The sequence below is a fragment of the Amycolatopsis sp. NPDC104863 genome (assembly GCF_055582965.1).
On record NZ_JBVJOW010000010.1, the window covers coordinates 148996 to 168981 of the forward strand.

Annotated in this window: 22 protein-coding genes; 2 read left to right on the forward strand and 20 right to left on the reverse strand. The window is 71.3% G+C overall.

What is annotated here, in order from left to right:
* Window positions 1–119: 119 nt before the first annotated feature.
* On the reverse strand, window positions 120–1004 hold the full coding sequence (gene rpsB / locus ACZ63J_RS42035) for a 30S ribosomal protein S2 (protein ID WP_465401761.1): 885 nt from the start codon (window positions 1002–1004) through the stop codon (window positions 120–122).
* A gap of 531 nt (window positions 1005–1535) precedes the next feature.
* Here rpsB and ACZ63J_RS42040 point away from each other — a divergent pair.
* Window positions 1536–2150 (forward strand): M23 family metallopeptidase, encoded by a 615-nt coding sequence (locus ACZ63J_RS42040; RefSeq protein ID WP_465401803.1) that lies wholly within the window; start codon window positions 1536–1538, stop codon window positions 2148–2150.
* Here the strand turns inward: ACZ63J_RS42040 and ACZ63J_RS42045 are convergent, their stop codons facing one another.
* The 19 genes from ACZ63J_RS42045 to ffh form a co-directional block, all read right to left on the reverse strand.
* On the reverse strand, window positions 2151–2999 hold the full coding sequence (locus ACZ63J_RS42045) for a FliA/WhiG family RNA polymerase sigma factor (RefSeq protein ID WP_465340253.1): 849 nt from the start codon (window positions 2997–2999) through the stop codon (window positions 2151–2153).
* A gap of 109 nt (window positions 3000–3108) precedes the next feature.
* Window positions 3109–4089 carry a tyrosine recombinase XerC gene (locus tag ACZ63J_RS42050; protein WP_465401760.1) on the reverse strand — a complete coding sequence of 327 codons (981 nt, stop codon included), beginning with the start codon at window positions 4087–4089 and terminating at the stop codon, window positions 3109–3111.
* A 103-nt stretch (window positions 4090–4192) separates the two neighbouring features.
* Window positions 4193–5332, reverse strand: coding sequence for a DNA-processing protein DprA (gene dprA, locus ACZ63J_RS42055; protein WP_465401759.1), 1140 nt, complete (start codon window positions 5330–5332; stop codon window positions 4193–4195).
* A complete protein-coding gene (locus ACZ63J_RS42060; protein ID WP_465401758.1) occupies window positions 5329–5634 on the reverse strand; it encodes a hypothetical protein in 306 nt (101 codons plus the stop codon). The genes dprA and ACZ63J_RS42060 overlap by 4 nt, the downstream gene beginning before the upstream one ends.
* Window positions 5635–5660: 26 nt before the next feature.
* Entirely contained in the window at window positions 5661–7172 is a 1512-nt protein-coding gene (locus tag ACZ63J_RS42065; protein ID WP_465401757.1) for a YifB family Mg chelatase-like AAA ATPase, read from the reverse strand.
* The gene (locus ACZ63J_RS42070; RefSeq protein WP_465310743.1) at window positions 7172–7549 is read right to left on the reverse strand and encodes a YraN family protein; all 378 of its coding nucleotides are present in this window, start codon (window positions 7547–7549) and stop codon (window positions 7172–7174) included. Before ACZ63J_RS42070 ends, ACZ63J_RS42065 begins: the two co-directional genes overlap by 1 nt.
* 460 nt (window positions 7550–8009) lie before the next feature.
* Window positions 8010–8333, reverse strand: coding sequence for a DUF2469 domain-containing protein (locus ACZ63J_RS42075; protein WP_003096226.1), 324 nt, complete (start codon window positions 8331–8333; stop codon window positions 8010–8012).
* Entirely contained in the window at window positions 8330–9172 is an 843-nt protein-coding gene (locus ACZ63J_RS42080) for a ribonuclease HII (RefSeq protein WP_465340403.1), read from the reverse strand. The genes ACZ63J_RS42075 and ACZ63J_RS42080 overlap by 4 nt, the downstream gene beginning before the upstream one ends.
* A 90-nt stretch (window positions 9173–9262) precedes the next feature.
* On the reverse strand, window positions 9263–10201 hold the full coding sequence (gene lepB, locus ACZ63J_RS42085; protein ID WP_465401756.1) for a signal peptidase I: 939 nt from the start codon (window positions 10199–10201) through the stop codon (window positions 9263–9265).
* A gap of 31 nt (window positions 10202–10232) precedes the next feature.
* Window positions 10233–10601 carry a 50S ribosomal protein L19 gene (rplS, locus tag ACZ63J_RS42090; RefSeq protein ID WP_257921235.1) on the reverse strand — a complete coding sequence of 123 codons (369 nt, stop codon included), beginning with the start codon at window positions 10599–10601 and terminating at the stop codon, window positions 10233–10235.
* A gap of 164 nt (window positions 10602–10765) precedes the next feature.
* Window positions 10766–11512 (reverse strand): tRNA (guanosine(37)-N1)-methyltransferase TrmD, encoded by a 747-nt coding sequence (gene trmD, locus ACZ63J_RS42095; protein ID WP_465401755.1) that lies wholly within the window; start codon window positions 11510–11512, stop codon window positions 10766–10768.
* Window positions 11513–11516: 4 nt separating this feature from the next.
* Window positions 11517–12221, reverse strand: coding sequence for a hypothetical protein (locus ACZ63J_RS42100; RefSeq protein ID WP_465401754.1), 705 nt, complete (start codon window positions 12219–12221; stop codon window positions 11517–11519).
* Entirely contained in the window at window positions 12218–12730 is a 513-nt protein-coding gene (gene rimM, locus ACZ63J_RS42105) for a ribosome maturation factor RimM (RefSeq protein WP_465401753.1), read from the reverse strand. Before rimM ends, ACZ63J_RS42100 begins: the two co-directional genes overlap by 4 nt.
* A gap of 20 nt (window positions 12731–12750) precedes the next feature.
* Window positions 12751–12990, reverse strand: coding sequence for an RNA-binding protein (locus ACZ63J_RS42110; protein ID WP_003103110.1), 240 nt, complete (start codon window positions 12988–12990; stop codon window positions 12751–12753).
* A complete protein-coding gene (rpsP, locus tag ACZ63J_RS42115) occupies window positions 12987–13430 on the reverse strand; it encodes a 30S ribosomal protein S16 (protein ID WP_364626326.1) in 444 nt (147 codons plus the stop codon). The genes ACZ63J_RS42110 and rpsP overlap by 4 nt, the downstream gene beginning before the upstream one ends.
* Window positions 13431–13601: 171 nt before the next feature.
* Window positions 13602–14399 (reverse strand): lysostaphin resistance A-like protein, encoded by a 798-nt coding sequence (locus ACZ63J_RS42120; RefSeq protein ID WP_465401752.1) that lies wholly within the window; start codon window positions 14397–14399, stop codon window positions 13602–13604.
* 103 nt (window positions 14400–14502) lie between these two features.
* The gene (locus ACZ63J_RS42125) at window positions 14503–15228 is read right to left on the reverse strand and encodes a lysostaphin resistance A-like protein (protein WP_465310615.1); all 726 of its coding nucleotides are present in this window, start codon (window positions 15226–15228) and stop codon (window positions 14503–14505) included.
* A gap of 148 nt (window positions 15229–15376) precedes the next feature.
* Window positions 15377–16453 carry an amidohydrolase family protein gene (locus tag ACZ63J_RS42130; protein ID WP_465401751.1) on the reverse strand — a complete coding sequence of 359 codons (1077 nt, stop codon included), beginning with the start codon at window positions 16451–16453 and terminating at the stop codon, window positions 15377–15379.
* Window positions 16450–17994, reverse strand: a complete 1545-nt coding sequence (gene ffh, locus ACZ63J_RS42135) for a signal recognition particle protein (RefSeq protein WP_465310613.1) — start codon at window positions 17992–17994, stop codon at window positions 16450–16452. Before ffh ends, ACZ63J_RS42130 begins: the two co-directional genes overlap by 4 nt.
* 196 nt (window positions 17995–18190) lie before the next feature.
* Here ffh and ACZ63J_RS42140 point away from each other — a divergent pair, with 196 nt between their 5' ends.
* Complete coding sequence (locus ACZ63J_RS42140) at window positions 18191–19981, forward strand: ABC transporter ATP-binding protein (protein WP_465401750.1); 1791 nt, start codon at window positions 18191–18193, stop codon at window positions 19979–19981.
* Window positions 19982–19986: the final 5 nt, after the last annotated feature.

Here is a 19986-nt window from a genome sequence, read left to right on the forward strand (position 1 = left end):
CTTACAATGTGCTCTATTCCCCCCCCTTGCGACACCCCCCTTTTCAGGGGCCGAGACTTCTTTTTGGTGTTCCCCCCCTTCTCCCCTGGACCGCGCCCCCCCCCACGGGCGGCGGAACATCAGGAGGAGGCGGTCGCCTGCTCGGCGGGGGCCTCCGCCGGCGTCTCGACGGGCGCCTCGACGGCCGCGGCCGCCTCGGTCGCATCGGCGGCGGCGGTCTCGGAGCCGGCGAGCAGCTCCTTCTCCCACTCGGCCAGCGGCTCGTCGGTGGCGACACCCGGCTCCGGCTTGGTGTCGGCCGAAGCGCCGTTGCGGCTCGAACGCTGCATCAGGCCGGCGGCCGCGGCCTCGGCGACGACCTTGGTCAGCAGCGCGGCCGACCGGATGGCGTCGTCGTTGCCCGGGATCGGGTAGTCGACCTCGTCCGGGTCGCAGTTGGTGTCCAGGATCGCGACGACCGGGATGTTCAGCTTCCGAGCCTCGCCGACGGCGATGTGCTCCTTCTTCGTGTCGACGATCCACACGATGCTCGGCACCTTGGCCATGTCGCGGATACCGCCGAGGGTCTTCTCGAGCTTGTCCTTCTCGCGGGTAAGCGTCAGGATCTCGCGCTTGGTGAGACCTTCGAAGCCGCCGGTCTGCTCGCGCGACTCGAGCTCCTTCAGGCGCAGGAGGCGCTTGTGCACAGTCTGGAAGTTGGTCAGCATGCCGCCGAGCCAGCGCTGGTTCACGTAGGGCATGCCCACGCGCGAGGCTTCGGCCGCGATGGCTTCCTGGGCCTGCTTCTTGGTGCCGACGAACATGATCGTGCCGCCGTGCGCGACGGTTTCCTTGATGAACTCGTACGCACGGTCGATGTACGTCAGCGTCTGCTGCAGGTCGATGATGTAGATGCCGTTGCGCTCGGTGAAGATGTAGCGCTTCATCTTCGGGTTCCACCGACGGGTCTGGTGCCCGAAGTGCACGCCGCTGTCGAGCAGCTGCTTCATGGTGACGACGGCCATTGCCGGAATCAACCTCTTCTGTAGTCGTGCGCGCTCAGGGGCGCGCTGCTCGGTTTTGTCGCTCGCGGCCGGGTGGCCGTTCGCCCTGGTGCCCGTGCCGGTGCCCGGACCCTGGAGCAAGGACTTCAGGGACCGCCGGACACCGTGCGACTCGCCCGGCTGGATGGTGCGAAGCCGGGGGAACGCGCACGTGCACGCGAAGTCAGCCCGCTCACGCGGACCGCGGAAAAGATTCTACCCCCTGCCACCAGCCCCTCCCCCACCGGCGGCCGCAGAGCCCGGCAGTTGTCCACATCACCTCGAGTTATCCACAGATTCGCCGGCGCGGTCCCGGGGTGGGCGTTGGTGCCGCAGGCTGGTGGCATGGAGTTGATCAGTGGGTTCCGGTGGTCGGTGTCGAGGTGGGTCGTGGTTGGGGTTTCCCTGGTCGTGGGGGTGTTTTTGGGGTTTGGAGGTGTGGTTTCGACGGGCTCGGCGGCGGGTTGGTCGGGTGGGTTGGGAGCGGCGGTGCCGGTGTCGGGCGGGTTGGGGATGACTGGGGTCTCGGGTGCGGACGTTGGGCCTTCGCCGCCTGCAACGGAGCTGCGGGCCGGTGGGTCGGCGCCACCCGCGGCGGCGGAGTCATGGCCTGCCGCGGACGCGTCTCGGCTAGCTGCACCGGTAGAGCCCTGGCCGGCCGCGGCAGCGGTCTCCCTGGCAGGCAGCTCGCATATCGCGCGGCAGTCGCGGCTCTCCTGGCCGTTATCACCCGTTCCGGTGGTCACCAAGTACTTCGACGCCCCCGAAACGCCCTACAGCGCCGGTCATCGCGGGGTCGATCTGGCCGCCGTGCCCGGTCAGGAGGTGCTGGCGGCGGATGCCGGCGTCGTCATGTTCGCCGGGCTGGTGGCCGGGCGGCCCGTGATGTCCGTCGACCACGACGGCGGGCTGCGCACCACCTACGAGCCCGTCGCGGCGAAGGTGGCCGTCGGCGAGCAGGTCTACCGGGGCCAGGTGATCGGCACCGTGCTCGCCGGGCACCCCGGCTGCCTGGTGGCGGCCTGCCTGCACTGGGGCGTCCGGCGCGGCGACGAGTACGTCGATCCCCTCGCCCTGACCGGCGAGGTCGGCGAATACCGGCTCAAGCCATGGGGAGGTGGTCCCTGATCAGGCGCCAGTCTGCTCGACCAGCTTGGCGCGCAGCCGCATGACGGCCCGTGTGTGCAGCTGGCTGACCCGCGACTCGGTGACGCCGAGGACCTTGCCGATCTCGGCGAGGGTCAGGCTCTCGAAGTAGTAGAGGCTGACCACGATCTTGTCGCGCTCGGTCAGCTGCGCGATGGCCTGCGCGAGCTGGCGGCGGTTGTCCTGGTCGACGAGCACCGCGACCGGGTCGACGGCGTCGTCGTCGGGCAGCGTGTCGACCAGCGAGCCGCTGTCCTTGCCCGCGGCGACCAGGTCCTCCAGTGCGACGACGCTGGTGAGCTGCAGCTGGCCGTAGAAGTCGCGCAGGTCATCGAGGCCGATGCCGAGCTCGGCGGCGAGCTCCGCGTCGGTCGGCGTGCGGTGCAGGCGGGCGCCGAGGCGTTCCAGCGCGCGCTCGGCCTCCTTGGCCTTGCTGCGGACCGCGCGCGGCACCCAGTCCTGCGAACGGAGGTCGTCGAGGATCGCGCCGCGGATGCGCTGCATCGCGTAGGTCTCGAAGCGCAGGCCGCGCTCGGGGTCGAACTTCTCGATCGCGTCGACGAGCCCGAAGATGCCGGACTGCACGAGGTCGCCCACGTCGACGTGGGTCGGCAGGCCGGTGCCGACCCGGCCCGCGACGTACTTGACCAGCGGGGCGTAGTGCAGCACGAGCCGATCGCGCGACGCCTGGTCCGGGCTGTCGGCGAACTGACGCCACAGCGCCGCGATCCCGGCGTCGACCTCGTAGCCGGCCCGGGCTTCCTCGGGCGCGGCGACGTCACCGCGGGTGTTCACCCCGGTGGCATCGGTCACGTGCGGTCCTGCGGTCATTGCACAGTCGTTCTCGGCATGCGGCTCAGTGTCGTCTCCGTGCTCGTGCGGATGCGCGTGCGCCGCCGGGCCCGCTGGTGACGACCCCGGCGAGGCTCCCCGGGCCGCCTCAGGCCCTGGGGTGCGCTCGGTCATGGATCGCTTTCAACCGGTCGACGGTCACATGAGTGTAGAGCTGCGTCGTGGCAAGCGTAGCGTGACCAAGCAGTTCCTGAACGCTCCTGAGATCGGCGCCCCCTTCCAGCAGATGTGTCGCCGCCGAATGACGCAGGCCGTGGGGCCCCATGTCGGTCGCTCCGGGCACCGCCGTGACGGCGTCGTGCACCACCCGCCGCACCGCCCGCGGGTCGACGCGTTTGCCCCGGACACCAAGGAAAAGCGCGGGTTCGACGCTTTCACCGGCGGTTTCCGCGACGATCTTCGGACGCCCCTCCTCGATCCAGTCCGTCAGCGCTTCTCCCGCCGGCACACCGAACGGGACGACACGTTCCTTGCCGCCCTTGCCGAGCACCGTCACGACACGACGGGAGAAATCGGCCTCGCCGACGTCCAGCCCGCACAACTCGGACACGCGGATGCCGGTCGCGTACAGCAGCTCGACGATCGCGCGATCACGCAGCGCAACCGGATCCCGCTGAGCGGCGCCCGCCGCCGACGCCTGCATGACCTCTCCGGCCTGCCCGGCGCGCAGCACCCCGGGCAGGGTGCGGTGCGCCCGCGGCGCGGCCAGCCGGCCCCCCGGGTCGGTGCCGAGGACCCCGGTGCGGTTCGCCCAGGCGGTGAAGGTCCGGGCGGACGCCGCCCGTCGAGCGAGCGTCGTGCGGCTCGCTCCCCCGGACTGCTGCGCGGCGAGCCACGACCGCAGCCGCGCGAGATCCAGGTCCGCGAGCGCGCCACCGCCGTCCACGACGAACGCCAGCAGCGAAACCGCGTCGCCGATGTACGCCCGGACGGTGTGCGCGGACAGGCCGCGCTCGAGCCCGAGGTGCCGTTCGTAGCCGGTGACGACGTCCTGGACCGGCTCGGGAAGCGCGGCCCGGAGCGCGCGCAGGTCCGGACGGCGGGCCCGGCCGGAGCGTGGTGGCGGCATGGATGTCACGCTGCGCGAACAACCGCCCCCGGTCAAGGATCGCCACGCGGGCCCACCGGACCGGCCGAACACTTTCGACGATTTCGCAAGGAATCCGTGGCGTTCACGCGCTTTCCCTTCGCCGTCGCCAGCCCGCTTCCCCGCGGACGGCGAATCCGTCGATCTCCAGTGCGGGCAGCAAGGAGCGGATTGTCCGCAGCGGGAGGCCGGATTCGGCCGCGATCTCGGCATCGGACCGGTCCGCGCGCACGGCGAGTGCCTCGTAAGCCCGCAACGCGTCGGGACCGAGCCGGTCGGTCGGCCGTTTCGGCCGGGCCGAGGTGTCCTCGGCGATGCCGAAGCGGCCCACGGTCTCGAGGACCTGGTCGACGGTGGAAACGAGCGTCGCTCGGGCGTCGCGGATCAGCTCGTGGCAGCCGACGGACATCGCGGACGAGACCGGGCCCGGCACCGCCATCACGACCTTGCCGAGTGCGCCGGCGGTGCTCGCGGTGTTCCGGGCGCCGCTGCGCCGCCCCGCCTCGACGACCAGGGTGCCTTCGGTGAGCGCGGCGATGAGCCTGTTTCGGACCAGGAAGCGGTGACGCGCCGGCGGCGTGCCGGGCGGGTACTCGCTGACGACCGCGCCGCCGTTGCGGACGATCTTGTTCAGCAAGGCGACATGCCCGGCCGGATAGCCGCCGTCGACGGCGCACCCGAGCACGGCGACGGTGACCCCCTCGGCGGCGAGGGCACCGCGGTGCGCCGCACCGTCGATGCCGTAGGCCGCACCGGAGAAGACGGGCACGCTCCGAGCGGCCAGCCCGTAGGCCATCTCGGCGGCGTAGTGCTCGCCGTAATCGGTCGCCGCGCGAGCCCCGACGACGGCCACGGCCCGATCGGCGGCGGTCCCGAGCGCAACGTCACCGGCAACCCACAGAGCCAGCGGCGGAACGGCCTCGGCCACCCCACGCCGAGCGGCGAGGTCGAGGGCGAGCAGCGGCCACCCCGGCCACTCGTCATCCTCGGGCACGACCAGCCGCGCACCGGCAGCCGCGGCCCGCGCGAAGTCCTGCTCGACGAAGTCGTAGCCCCGGCGCGCCTCGGTCACTTTCAGGACCTCAGGCGGGCAGTCACCGGCGCGCACCAGACCGGCAGCTTTCACCGGCCCATGCTGCGCCACGAAGGCGACGAGCGCCGGTGCGGGCGGTTCGGCCACCCGCAGCAGGTAGGCGCGAGCTCGGCGCAACTCGTCGACGCTCATGTCGACGCCCCTCTCCCGCGGTACGGCGCTGACGAGGTGTGCTCGCCCACTACCTGCTTCAGCGAACTGCTGCTGACGGCGTTCGTGCAGGCAGCCGCTTTGGCGAAGCCGCAGTCGACGGACTTCTCCGCCATCCTCATCAGTTCGGCCGGGAGGTCGCCAGCACGCGGCGAGAGCGCGCGATCCTGGCGGATCCTTTGCTCGCTCGATCCGGCGGCGGCCGCGTAGAAGCCGCTGCGGACGAGATGCCCACCCATCGTCGCGAACCCAGCCGGGAAACCGGGCGCAACGGAGGAAGACACGCCAACTCCGTCGAACCTCTGCGCGCTCATGCGGCGACCCGTTCGCGGAAGGCCAGTGCCGAGCCGACCTGTTCTGCGCCGGGGCGGGGCTCGCCGTCCAGGTCGGCCAGGGTCCAGGCGATGCGGAGGCAGCGGTCGGCGCCTCGGCCGCTCAGGATTCCGCGGTCCATTGCTCGGTCCAGCAACACCGTTGCCTCGGCCGGGAGACCGAACTCGCGGCGCAGGGCCGGGCCGGGGACCTCGGAGTTCGAGCGCCAGCCGTGGTCTTGCCAACGGTGGGCTGCCCGGTAGCGGGCCTGCAGGACGCGGGTGCGGACGGTCTCCGAGGTCTCCGTCGAGCCCGTGTCGTGCGCGTTGATCGCGCTCAACGGCCGTAGGCGGACTCGGAGGTCGACGCGATCCAGCAGCGGTCCGGACAGCCGGCCGAGGTAGCGGCGGCGGGCGGCCGGTGAACACACGCAGTCCGCATCCTTCGGTGGTGCGCACGCGCATGGGTTGGTCGCCAGGATCAGCTGGAACCGTGCCGGGTACGTGATCGCTCCCTTGACCCGCGCGATGCGGACCTCGCCCTCCTCCAGGACCGTGCGCAGCGACTCGAGCCGCTGGCCGCCGAACTCGCAGACCTCGTCGAGGAACAGCACGCCGCGATGGGCGCGGCTGATCGCGCCCGGGGAGGCCAGGCCGCTGCCGCCGCCGATCAGGGCCGCCACCGTGATCGAATGGTGCGGGGCCACGAACGGCGGGACCGTGACCAGCGGCGACGACTTCGACAACGAGCCGTCGACCGAGTGGACCGCCGTGACCTCCAAGGACTCCTCCGCCGACAGCCGCGGGAGGAGGCCGGGCAGGCGACGGGCGAGCATCGTCTTGCCCACCCCGGGCGGCCCGGTCAGCAGGAGGTGGTGCCCGCCCGCCGCCGCGACCTCCAGGGCCCAGCGCGCCTCCGGCTGGCCGACGACGTCGGCGAGGTCCGGCACCGTCGGGGGTACGGCGGGTTCGGGCGGTCCGGGCCGCACCAGCTCGCCCTCGTTCTGGAGCCACGCCACCAGGTCACGCAAGCGCGCCGCGCCGCCGACCTCGATGCCGTCGACCAGCGCCGCCTCGACCAGGGAGTCCGCGGGCACGACGGCGCGTTCGTAACCCGCCGCGCGCGCCGCCAGGAGGCCCGGGAGGATGCCGCGGACCGGGCGGACGCGACCGTCGAGCGCGAGCTCGCCGAGCAGGACCGTGCCGAGCAGGCGTGTTGCCGGGACCGCTCCGGTCGCCGCGAGCACGGCGGCCGCGATGCCGAGGTCGTAGGCCGAGCCGACCTTCGGCAGGTTCGCCGGGGACAGGCCGAGCGTCACCTTGCCGTCCGGCCAGGGCTGGCCGGAGTTGCGGACGGCCGAGCGAACGCGGTCCTTGGCTTCGCGCAGCCCGGCGTCGGGGAGGCCGACGAGCGTGACGCGGCTGAGGCCCCCGCCGAGGTCGGCCTCGATCTCGATCAGCCGGCCGTCGATGCCGAGGAGGGCCACCGACCAGGCTTTGGCGATGGGCATCAGAACGCCGCCTCGATGTGCTGGATGCGGGGGCTCGTGCCGGCTTCGGCGAGGATCGTGACGACGTCGTAGCGGATCGGGCACCAGCCGATCCGGAACTCGCGCAGCCAGCGTTGGGCGGCGCGGCGGACTCGGCCGGCCTTCTCTTCGGTGACCGTTTCGGACGGGAGGCCGAACTCGATGCCGGTGCGGGTCTTGACCTCGCAGAAGATCACGCGGGCGCGGTCGGTGAGCACGAGGTCCAGCTCGCCTTCGCGGCAGCGCCAGTTGCGGTCGAGCAGGACCAGGCCGCGGTCCTGCAGGTGCCGGGCGGCGACGTCCTCACCCCAGGCGCCCAGGTTGCGACGGTGTGCTGCGAGCTGGTCGGTGCCCGTCATCGTGGTGGCCCCCTCGTCGGTCACCGGGACGGTCCCGGCGGTCACGGTGTGTGCGCATTCGACGGTGCCAGGGCTCGGGGTGGGGCGGCCAGACCCGGATCGCCGGACTGTGGACAACCGGGGGTATGTGGACAACTGGTCCACGGGATGGCGGTGGGACCGGCGAAATGTCGGTCCGGTGTGCTACCGCGACACCGGCCGGGCAGAGCAGGCGAGACGGCGGCTCACGCGGGCAGGAGGGCCGGGCGCACGCGCCGGGACGTCGACTGTCGAGGCGGAACGGCCGACACGCGTGACCGAAGGGTCAACTCACGTGTTTGGAGGGTCAACTCACGTGACTGAAGGGTCGACACGCGTGACTGGAGGGTCGACACGCGTGACTGGGGGGTCGACACGACGGCGGGAACGAAACGCGCCGGCTCATCGTGGGATGAGCCGGCGCGGGTCGTCGAACGGGGGGTCAGCCTGAGAACGGGCCGTCCTCGGGCAGGCGGAGGTCCGGCTTGTCCAGCTCCTCCACGTTGACGTCCTTGAACGTGATGACCCGGACGTGCTTGACGAAGCGGGCCGGGCGGTACATGTCCCAGACCCACGCGTCGGACATGCGGACCTCGAAGTACACCTCGCCGCCGCCGTCGCGGACCTGGACGTCCACCGCGTTGGCCAGGTAGAACCGCCGCTCGGTCTCCACCACGTACGAGAACTGACCCACTATGTCGCGGTACTCGCGGTACAGCGAGAGCTCCATCTCGGTCTCGTACTTCTCGAGATCCTCTGCGCTCATGAAATCCGCGCCCCTCCTCGGGATCGTGCTGCTGCTCCGCCGGCGGAGCGTTCATTGTGACCCACACCCGCGGCCGGGGCATGCAACGGCAGGGTGAGTTGTGGCTCGAGTGCTTCGTCGAGGACCGCGGCGAGGCCCGCTGTGGACCCCGGCTCCATCGCCTTCTCCAGCGCCGCGTAGGTCAGCAGGACCGGCCGCGCGGGGCGCACGCCGTGCTTGATGGCCGCCGTCGCGACGTTTGTGTACGACCAGCGGTGGACGTCGCTCGGCCCGTGTTCGTGCAGCGCCGCGAGGTGCTCGGACGTGCTGTATCCCTTGTGCACGTCGAAACCGTAGTGCGGGAGGTCGTCGTGGTAGCCCGCCATGATGCGGTCGCGCGTCACCTTCGCCAGCACCGACGCCGCCGCGATGCAGGCCACCGAGCGGTCGCCCTTGATCACCGCCGTGTTCGGCGCGGTCAGGCCCGGGACCCGGAACCCGTCGGTGAGGACGTAGCCCGGGGACACCCGCAGGGCCGCCGCGGCGCGGCGCATGCCCTCCAGGTTCATCACCCGGATGCCGTAGCGGTCGACCTCCGCCGTCGGGATGACGATCACCGAATAGTCGACGGCGCGGGCGAGGACCAGGTCGTAGACCCGGTCCCGCGCCTTCGCCGTCATCAGCTTGGAGTCCGTCAGCTCGGTGAGCCTCGCCGCGTCACCCTGCTTGAGCACGCAGGCCGCGACCACCAGCGGCCCCGCGCACGCCCCGGCGCCGGCTTCGTCGACACCGGCGACCGGGCCGAGGCCACGGCGGTCGAGCGCGCCCTGCAGCCCCCAGAAGAGGTCGCCGCGCACCACGGCCCGCGGCGGCCGGATGGGCTCGGCCGCGGTGAGGGGAACGGGAAGAGTCAAGGCTGGATCACCCGTCTGCCGACACGGATCGGGTGGCTAGCGTTTCCGCCCGGCCGCCCGGCTCAGTCCGGACTTGAGCTTGCGCCCGAAGAACAGCATCGGCCAGGCCGCCGCGATCCCGGCGCCGAGCGGGAGACCGCTCTGCCACGCCGGCGCGCCGAGCGCGACCGGCTGGGCCGACTCCTGCGGGTTGTGGTCGGTGATGCCGCCCCACCGGCCCGGCGGCAGGACGATGATCCGCGCCTTGCCGATGATGTTGTCCACGGGGACCGCGCCGTTCACGCCGCCGCCGCCCTGGAACCGGGAGTCGTCGGAGTTGTTGCGGTTGTCGCCCTGGACCCAGACCGTGCCGGCCGGCACCTTGACCGGCTCGAAGGTCTTCTGTTCCTGGTTCGACGGGTCTTCCCAGTGGATGTACGGCTCGTCGAGCGCCTTGCCGTCCACGATCATCCGGCCCTGCGGGTCACAGCACTGGACGGTCTGGCCGCCGACGGCGATGACCCGCTTCACGAAGTCACGCTCGTCCGGCGGGGCGAACCCGACCAGCGAGCCGAGCCCACGCAGGCCCTGGACGACGATGTTGCTCGACTCCTGCGGCGCGATCTCGTTGTTGATCCACGCCTGCGGGCCCTTGAACACGATCACGTCACCCGGGGAGGGCTCGGTGAAGTCGTAGGTGACGCGGTCGACCAGGATCCGGTCGCCGGTGCAGCCGGGACACCCGTGCAGGGTGGCCTCCATGGACCCCGAGGGGATCATGAAGACCTTCGCGAGGAATGTCTGGATCAGGATCGTGAGCACCAGGGCGATCACGAGCAGGATCGGCAGTTCCTTCCAGAACGACCGTTTCTTGGCGGGTTTGGCGCGCCGCCGGCGGGATCCCCCGCGCTCCTCGGAGCGGGACAGCCTGGGCTTGTCCTCCTCGGAGCGATCGGGGTCATCCTCAGGAGCGTTCTGGGACACGGGTTCGGCCACGTCGTCAGGCTACCGGTAACCGGGTTGTGACTCAGTTAGCCGAGGCCGTCTCGCGGTTCTCGCGGCGCTCCTTGATCTTGGCCTTCTTGCCGCGCAGGTCGCGCAGGTAGTACAGCTTCGCGCGCCGCACGTCACCGCGCTTGTGGACCTCGACCCCGGCGATGTTCGGCGAGTGCACCGGGAAGGTGCGCTCCACGCCGACGCCGAAGGAGACCTTGCGGACGGTGAAGGTCTCCCGGATGCCGCCGCCCTGACGGCGGATCACGACGCCCTGGAAGACCTGGTTGCGCTCGCGGTTGCCCTCGATGACGCGGACACTCACCTTGAGCGTGTCGCCCGGGCGGAAGTCCGGGATGTCGGAACGCAGCGACTGCTTGTCCAGCGCGTCCAGGGTGTTCATCGGTGGTCCGTCCTCGTCTTCGTATGGCTTGCGTACACGTCCCGGGCGCGCAGCGGTCACACTACGGGCGACCCGGGGGCTGATGGCGGGCTCGTGAACGAGGAGGTCCACTCACGCCAACCTGTCAAGTATCGCAGACGGGGGTTCGGGCGAACGCACCGGCCCTATGCCTGCCCGGGGTCCAAGCCCTCCAGGACCCCGCGATCGTGCTTGTCGAGACTACCTTCCGGCAGCGCGGCGAGGAGATCCGGGCGGCGCCGGGCGGTGCGCTCCAGGGCCTGGTCACGCCGCCAGCGGTCGATCAGCGCGTGGTTGCCGGAGCGCAGGACGTCCGGCACGGCCAGGTCGCGCCACACTTCCGGGCGGGTGTAGCTGGGGCCTTCGAGGAGGCCGTCGGAGAAGGAGTCCTCGGCGGCCGAGCGCGCGTTGCCGAGCACGCCGGGGAGCAGCCGGACGACGGCTTCGACGATGACCAGCACCGCCGCCTCGCCGCCGACCAGGACGTAGTCGCCGATCGAGACCTCGTCGACGGGCATCCGCCGGGCGGCGTCGTCGACGACGCGCTGGTCGATGCCCTCGTACCGGCCGCAGGCGAACACCAGGTGCTTCTCCGCGGCGTAGGCGTGCGCCAGCTCCTGCGTGAACGGCCTGCCCGCGGGGGTCGGCACGACGAGCCTCGCCCCGTCTCCGCAGACGTCGTCCAGCGCCGGGCCCCAGATCTGCGGCTTCATGACCATGCCCGGGCCGCCGCCGTACGGCGCGTCGTCGACCGCGCGGTGCACGTCGTGGGTCCACTCGCGCAGGTCGTGCACGCCGACCTCGATCAGGCCGCGGTCGATCGCCCGGCCCAGCAGCGCGGCGCGCAGCGGGTCGAGGTACTCGGGGAAGATCGTGACGACGTCGATGCGCACCCGGTCACCAGTTCCAGTATTCGGTGGCTTCGGCGTGCCACGGGGACTCGACCTGCTGGTCGATCGTGAAGGCCATGCCGAGCCCCTGCGCGATCCGGATGTCGCGGCGCTTCGTCTCCCGGACCGGCGAGCCGGCGGGCAGGCCCTGGTCCGACGACCAGGACTCGCTCTGCGTGATGCACGTCCGGGCGCCGAAGCGGGCCGAGCTGCACGGCGCGGGCGCGTGCCAGGTCTGGACGTGCTTGAAGCGGAAGTTCTTGCCGCTGCTCTGCTCGGTGACGATCCCCTCGGCGACCAGCTGGTAGTCCGAAGCCGGCACGTTCCAGCGGACATAGTGCTGCTGTCCCCCGTGCGACGGGATCGGCGTGCAGGCGCCGCCCTCGCACAGCGACTCGCTGGTCACGCGTTCGGTGTAGTAGGTCCCGTTGTCGTGCCAGCCGTCGAGCAGCACCCAGTCGCCGTCGTGGACGAAGTGCTCGGCGTAGGACGGCGGCCAGGTGACCGGGTCACCCCAGGAGATCTGCGATTCGGTGGCCGATTGCGGCGACCAGGCCCACTGGTACGCCTTCTCGCCCGGCGGCGCGAATTGGCCCGCGCTGCGCTGGAACATCATCGAGAAGTCGCCGTAGGTGGCTCCCGCGGCCTCAGCCGCGGGCGCGAAGACCGAGGCGAGCAGCAGTGCCGCGAAAACGGCCGTCCAGCGCCTCATGCGTCGAGCAGGCCTTCCGGCGGGTCGAGGACGACCCGGCCGCCCGCGACGTCCACCGTGGGGACGATCGCGCGCACGAACGGCACCAGCACCTCGCGGCCTTCGACGTCGATCTCCAGCAGCTCGCCCGCGGGCGAGTGGACGATCTCGACGACCTTGCCGACGACCGTCCCGTCGAGCAGCTCGGCCCGCAGGCCGGCCAGCTCGTGGTCGTAGAACTCGTCGGGGTCCTCGGTCGGCGGCAGCGTGTCGGTGTCGGCGATGAGGAGCGCGCCTCGCAGCGTCTCGGCGACGTCGCGGGTCAGAACCTCCTCGAAACGCACCAGCAGCCGCCCGCTGTGTTCGCGGGCGGCTGCGATGGTGAGTTCCCTTGTGCTGCCGTCACGCAGCTTGGTCGTCACGGCCGCACCGACCCGGAACCGCTGGTCCGGCGAGTCCGTGCGCACGTCCACCGCGAGCTCCCCGCGGATTCCGTGCGCCTTGGCGATGCGACCGACTACGACGTCCATGACCGTTTCCGAAACAGGCTTCAGCGGTCGGTGTCGACGACGTCCACGCGGACGCCGCGGCCACCGATGCCGCCCATGACGGTGCGCAGGGCGGTCGCGGTGCGACCGCCCCGGCCGATCACCTTGCCCAGGTCGTCGGGGTGCACGTGCACCTCGAGCGTCCGGCCACGGCGCGTGGTCAGCAGCTCGACCCGGACCTCGTCCGGGTTGTCGACGATCCCGCGCACCAGGTGCTCGAGGGAGTCAGCCAGAAAGCTCACTCGGCCTTCTCACCCTCGGTGGCTTCGGCCTTCTCGGCCTCGGCCTTCTTCGGGGCGGACTTCTTCTTCGGCGTGGTGGCCTCGGTGGAGGGCTCCTCGCCGGCCGCGGCCAGCGCCGCGTTGAACAGGTCCTGCTTGGACGGCTTCGGCTCGGCCACCTTCAGGGTGCCCTCGGCGCCCGGCAGGCCCTTGAACTTCTGCCAGTCACCGGTGATCTCCAGCAGGCGCTGGACCGGCTCGGTCGGCAGCGCGCCGACACCCAGCCAGTACTGGGCGCGCTCGGAGACGACCTCGATGAGGCTCGGCTCTTCCTTCGGGTGGTACTTGCCGATCGTCTCGATGGCCTTGCCGTCCCGGCGGGTGCGCGCGTCGGCGACGATGATGCGGTAGTACGGCGCACGGATCTTGCCGAGGCGCTGCAGCTTGATCTTGACGGCCACGGGTGTGGGTTCTCCTCGAATCTCTCTGGTGCTGGGCTGGGCGCACGCGGGCCGAGTGGGGACACGGACGCGGGCACCCGAAGGTCAGGAGCTTTCGCACGGTGAGAGGGTCCGGCGGAAGCAGGCAGTGCACCATTCTGCCAGACGGCCTCCGCGACCGGCCAAAGAGGCTCAGAAAGAGGCCACGCCGAGCGCGCCGAGCAGGATGGTGAGCGCCGGGAGGAAGTTGTTGACCTGGTGCGCGACGATGCTGGCGGGCAGCCGTCCGGTGACCAGCCGGGCCAGGCCGATCGGCACCGCGATGACCAGCAGCAACGTCGTCCGCAGCGGCTCCAGGTGGCTGGCCGCGAACACCGCCGTCGACAGCAGGAAGGCCGCCGCGCCCGCCCAGCGCTCGCTGCGCCACTGCAGCTGTTCCGCGGCGCCCCAGAGCAGGCCGCGGTAGATGACCTCTTCGCAGATCGGGCCGAGCAGCCAGAGGTAGACGAACATCACCACGGCCGCCGACACCGACATCTTGCGGTCCTCGACCAGGGCGCTGATCGCCGACGTCGCGTTGGCGTCGCCGACCAGCTGCGTCCAGAGGTAGGCGCCGAGGGTGGTGAACACGAGCCCGACGCAGCCGTACCGGAAGCCGGTCTTGACGTCGGACCAGCGCCATTCGAGCCGCAGGTCGACGATCGGGCCGTTGCCGCGGACGTAGGTGACCAGCACGGCGACGGCGGCCGCGATCATCGTCGGCAGCATCGTGCCGAGCAGCACGACGCGCATCGGCAGCGGGCCGGGCCCGGTGTCGCCGACCAGCACCGACACGAACGCCGCGGACGACAGCAGGACCACTTCGACGAGCAGGAACGCCCCGAACCCCCACCGGTGCCGCGGCAGGGGCGGCAGGAAGGCCGTCGCCGCGGGCTCCTCGGGCTCGGGCAACGCGTCGGGAGCCGGGTCCCGAGGCTGGGAAGTGGTCACGCCTGCCCTCCGCGATCGCTCGGCTCCTCCGCCCGAGCCTAGCCGCCGGAGGGTGATCACACAGTGCCCGTCCGACTACTGTCCATCGATCTTCGTAATGGTTTCAGTGCGCGACGAACAGCAGGACCGCGGGCGGCAGGTTGTTCGCCGCGTGCGCGATCACCCCGGCGCTCACCCGGCCGGACAGGTGCCGGGCCAGCCCGATCGCGATGCCCTGGCCGAAGAGCGCGATCGTGCGGGTCGGCTCGCCGTGCAGCTGCGCGAACACCAGCGCGGTGAGCACCAGGACCACCCAGGGCGGGATCCGGTGGAACGACAGCGCGTTCCACAGCGTGCCGCGGACCAGCAGCTCTTCGGTGATCGGCGCGCCGGCGATGACGATCACCGCGGCGAGCACCAGCCAGACCGTGTCGCCGTCGAAGGTGTCGGCGAGGTCGGTCAGCGGGCTGTCGGAGACGTCGTCGGCGCCGTAGATCGCGATCAGGACCAGGTTGAGCCCGTACCCGACGACCAGGGCGAGCACCCCGCAGGCGAGGCCGATCCGGACGTCGCGCCAGGTCGGTTTGAGCCCGAAGTCGGCGCGCAGGCCGCCGCCCCAGCGCCACGAGCCCACCGCCGGGCCGAGCCCGAGCAGGAGGTTGGGCACGAACGCCAGGAGCAGCAGCGGGCCGATGTCCCGCAGCTCCAGGGGGTCGAACTCACCGACGTTGCGGTTGACCGCCGCGGCGATGACGAGGTTGACCAGGTAGTAGCCGGCGATCCCCGCGAAGAACGCCACGAAACACCAGTGCGCTCCCAGCACGCGCCGTGCGCCGTCGTCGTCCGTCACAGGGCCCAACGCTACTGTGCCGTTGTTTGCCGAGCCGACAGCAGCCACGGCGGAAACAGGCACCTCGTGCTGATCAGTTGCGAAACGTATCCGCCTACCTTCGGCCGGATCGGCAAAGTGCCGAGCCCACAAGGAAAACAGCGGGGGTCTACGCGTAGACGACACCGCCGAGCACGATGTGCTCCGGATGCCGCAGGACGCCCAGGTCCTCGCGCGGGTCGCTCGTGTAGACGAGCAGGTCGGCGGGTGCGCCGTCGGTGATCCCGGGGTGGCCGAGCCACTCGCGGGCGGCCCACGACCCGCTCGCGAGGGCCTGCTCCCGGGTCATGCCCGCGTGGTGCAGGGCCTCGATCTCGTCGACGAGCCTGCCGTGCTCGACCATGCCCCCGGCGTCGCTGCCCGCGAAGACGCGTACGCCCGCTTCGACGGCCGTGGCGACCATCTCGCCGACGCCGGCGTGCAACGCCCGCATGTGCGCCGCGTAGGCCGGGTACTTGCCCGCCTTGTCCGCGATGCCCGGGAAGTTCTCGATGTTGATCAGGGTCGGCACCAGCGCGACGTCGTGGCGCGCCAGCTCGGCGAGCTGGTCGGCGCTCAGGCCGGTGCCGTGCTCGAGGCAGTCGATGCCGGACGCGATCAGCCCGGGCAGCGCCGCTTCGCCGAACACGTGCGCGGTGACGCGGGCGCCGTGGTCGTGCGCGACCTTGACGGCTTCGGCCAGGACGTCGTCCGGCCACAGCGGCGCGAGGTCGCCGGCGCCGCGGTCGATCCAGTCGCCGACCAGCTTGACCCAGCCGTCGCCGTCGCGGGCCTGCTCGGCGACGGCCGCGGGCAGCTGCGCGGGGTCGTCCAGCTCGAGGCCGAGCCCGGGGACGTAACGCCTGGCCAGGGCGAGGTGGCGGCCGGCGCGGATGATCGTCGGCAGGTCGGCGCGCTGCTGCAGCGGCCGGACGTCGATCGGCAGGCCGCAGTCGCGGATGAGCAACGTCCCGGCGTCACGGTCGGCCAGGGCCTGCGAAGCCGCTTCTTCGAGCGACACCGGCCCGCCGACGCCGATGCCGGGGTGGCAGTGGGCGTCGACCAGGCCGGGCACGAGGAAGACGTCGCGGCCCAGCGTCTCGGCGTCCGGCACCGGCTCGAACGAGATCCGGCCGCCGCTGATCCAGAGATCCCGGGACTCGCCGCCGGGCAGGACCACCCCGGCGGCGTGGAGCGCGGTGCTCAATTGTCCTTGGGGTTCTTCGGCAGCTTGAACTTCGTCGGGTCGAAGCCCGGGACGTCGTTCATCCCGCCCAGCTTCGACAGGTCGGGCATGCCACCGCCGCCCGGCATCCCGCCACCCGGGGGCAGCATCGGCATGCCGCCGGGGAAGCCGCCGCGGACCTTGGGCTGCGTCGGGCCGCGGCCCTTCTTGCCCTTCTTGCCCTTGCGTGACTTGGAGCCGCCGCCCCCGCCGCCGAAGCCGAACCGGCCGGCCATCTGGGCCATCATCTTGCGGGCCTCGAAGAACCGGTTGACCAGGTCGTTGACCTCGCGGACGGTGACGCCGGAGCCGTTGGCGATGCGCAGCCGCCGCGAGCCGTTGATGATCTTCGGGTCGTCGCGCTCGGCCGGGGTCATGCCGCGGATGATCGCCTGCAGCTTGTCCAGGTGCTTGTCGTCGACCTGGGCCAGCTGGTCCTTCATCTGACCGGCGCCCGGGAGCATGCCGAGCAGGTTGCCGATCGGGCCCATCTTGCGGACCGCGAGCATCTGCTCGAGGAAGTCCTCCAGGGTCAGCTGGCCGCTGGACAGCTTCGCGGCGGCCTTCTCGGCCTGGTCCTGGTCGAAGGCCTGCTCGGCCTGCTCGATCAGGGTCAGGACGTCACCCATGCCGAGGATGCGCGAGGCCATCCGGTCCGGGTGGAAGGTGTCGAAGTCCTCGAGCTTCTCGCCGTTGGAGGCGAAGAGGATCGGCTGACCGGTGACCTCGCGAACGCTCAGCGCGGCACCACCGCGGGCGTCACCGTCGAGCTTCGTGAGCACCACGCCGGTGAAGCCGACGCCGTCGCGGAACGCCTCGGCCGTGGTCACGGCGTCCTGGCCGATCATCGCGTCGACGACGAACAGCGTCTCGTCCGGCTGGACGGCGTCGCGGATGTCGGCGGCCTGCTTCATCAGCTCTTCGTCGACACCCAGGCGGCCCGCGGTGTCGACCACGACGACGTCGTGCTGCGCGTGCTTGGCCTCGGCGATGGCGCGGCGGGCGACGTCGACCGGGTCGCCGACGCCGTTGCCCGGCTCCGGCGCGAAGGTGACGACGCCGGCACGCTCGCCGACGACCTGCAGCTGCGTGACGGCGTTGGGGCGCTGGAGGTCGCAGGCGACGAGCATCGGCGCGTGGCCCTGCTTCTTCAGCCAGAGCGCGAGCTTGCCGGCGAGCGTCGTCTTACCGGCGCCCTGCAGGCCCGCGAGCATGATCACGGTCGGCGGGTTCTTGGCCAGGTTCAGCCGCCGGGTCTCGCCGCCGAGGATCCCGACGAGCTCCTCGTTGACGATCTTGATGACCTGCTGCGCGGGGTTGAGCGCCTGGGAGACCTCGGCGCCCTTCGCCCGTTCCTTGATCCTCGCGATGAAGGTCTTGACCACGCCGAGGGCGACGTCGGCCTCCAGCAGCGCGATGCGGATCTCGCGCGCGGTGGCGTCGATGTCGGCGTCGGACAGCTTGCCCTTGCGCGTGAGCGTCTGAAGGGCGGCGGTGAGCCGATCGGAGAGGGTGTCGAACACGGGTGTGCACGCTCCAGCTGGGTCGAGAGTGGCGCGCCGGACGAGGCCGGCACCTCCGAGGGTAGTCGCTCGGGCTTCCCCGCCTCGCGGGTACGCAAAAGTCGTGCACCCGATCAGTACGCGTGCACGTAGTACCTGACCGGCAACATCGGGAAAATGACTGGCATACGTCTCCGAGATAAGTAAACATACGTGTATGACTTCCGCGACCAGACCCCGGCCTTCGCTCGCCGAACCGGCCGTCGACACCGACGAGCCGGTCCCCCTCCGGCGGATCGCCGGGCTGTTCCACGCGCACCGCGGGCCCCTGGCCGCGCTGTTCTCGCTGATCGTGCTGCAGGCCGGGCTCGGCGTCGTGTCGCCGTTCCTCCTGCGCGAGATCCTCGACACCGCCCTGCCGCACCGCGACACGCTCCTGATCAGCCTGCTGGCCGCCGGGATGATCGTCTGCGCGGTCGGCAGCGGCTCCCTCGGCGTGGCCACCACCGGCCTGTCCAACACGATCGGGCAACGCGTGATGAACGAGCTGCGCGTGTCGGTCTACGGCCACCTGCAGCGGATGTCCCTCGGCTTCTTCACGCGGACGAAGAGCGGCGAAGTGCTCTCGCGGGTGTTCAACGACATCGGCGGTGTCGACAACGTCATCACCACGACCGCCGGGTCGATGGCGCAGAACGCGACCACGACCATCGCGATCACCGTCGCCCTCGTCGCCCTCGACTGGCAGCTCGCGCTGCTGTCGCTGGTCGTCGTACCGCTGTTCCTGCTGTTCACGCTGCGGCTGGGCAAGCGGCGGCGGAACCTGGCCCGCGGCCGGACCCGCCGGATGGCCCGGCTGACGACGATGGTCGAGGAGTCCCTGTCGGTCACCGGCGTGCTGCTCGCCAAGACGATGGGCAACGAGCGGGCGATGCGCGACCGCTTCGGCGCGGAGTCGCGGGAGATCGCGACGCTGGAGCGGGCCGCCGCGCTGGCCGGGCGCTGGCAGACCGCGTCGCGGGCGATGAGCCTGACGGTGATCCCGGCGCTGGTCTACTGGATCGCCGGGCTGGCGCTCGCCGGCGGCGCGTCGCCGATCTCGCTCGGCACCGTCGTGGCGTTCACCAGCATGCTCAACCGGCTGGTCGCGCCGGCCAGCGCGATGCAGACGATCGGGCAGAACGTGGCGACGTCGAAGGCGCTGTTCGGCCGCATCTTCGAGGTCCTCGACCTGCCGGTGGAGATCACCGACAAGCCGGACGCGGGCCGCCTGGAGGTGCGCCGTGGCGACGTCGCGATGCGCGGGGTGTCGTTCCGCTATGACGAATCCGGGCCGCTGACGCTGGCGGACATCGACCTGGACGTCCCGGCCGGGACGACAACGGCGCTCGTCGGCTCGACCGGCTCCGGCAAGACGACGCTCGCGTACCTGGTGGCGCGGCTTTACGAGGTGAGCGAAGGGTCCGTGACGATCGACGGCGCCGACGTCCGCGACGTGACGCTGGCGTCGCTGGCCGCCGGGGTCGGGATGGTGTCGCAGGAGACGTACCTCTTCCACGACACCGTCCGCGAGAACCTGCGCTTCGCAAAGCCGGACGCGACCGACGAGGAGGTCGAGGCGGCCGCCAAGGCCGCGCACATCCACGACACCCTCGCCGGGCTGCCCGAGGGGTACGACACCGTGGTCGGCCAGCGCGGCTACCGCTTCTCCGGCGGTGAGAAGCAGCGCATGGCGATCGCCCGGATCCTGCTGCGCAACCCGCCGGTGCTGATCCTCGACGAGGCGACCAGCGCGCTCGACACCCGCACCGAGCGCTCGGTGCAGGCCGAGCTGGACCGCCTGGCCGCGGGCCGCACGACGCTGACGATCGCGCACCGGCTGTCCACTGTGGAGCACGCGGACCAGATCGTGGTGCTGCACGAGGGCCGGATCGCCGAACACGGGACGCACGAGGAGCTGCTGGCGCGCGACGGGCGTTATGCCCGGCTGGTCCGGGGAACCGCCTAATCTGG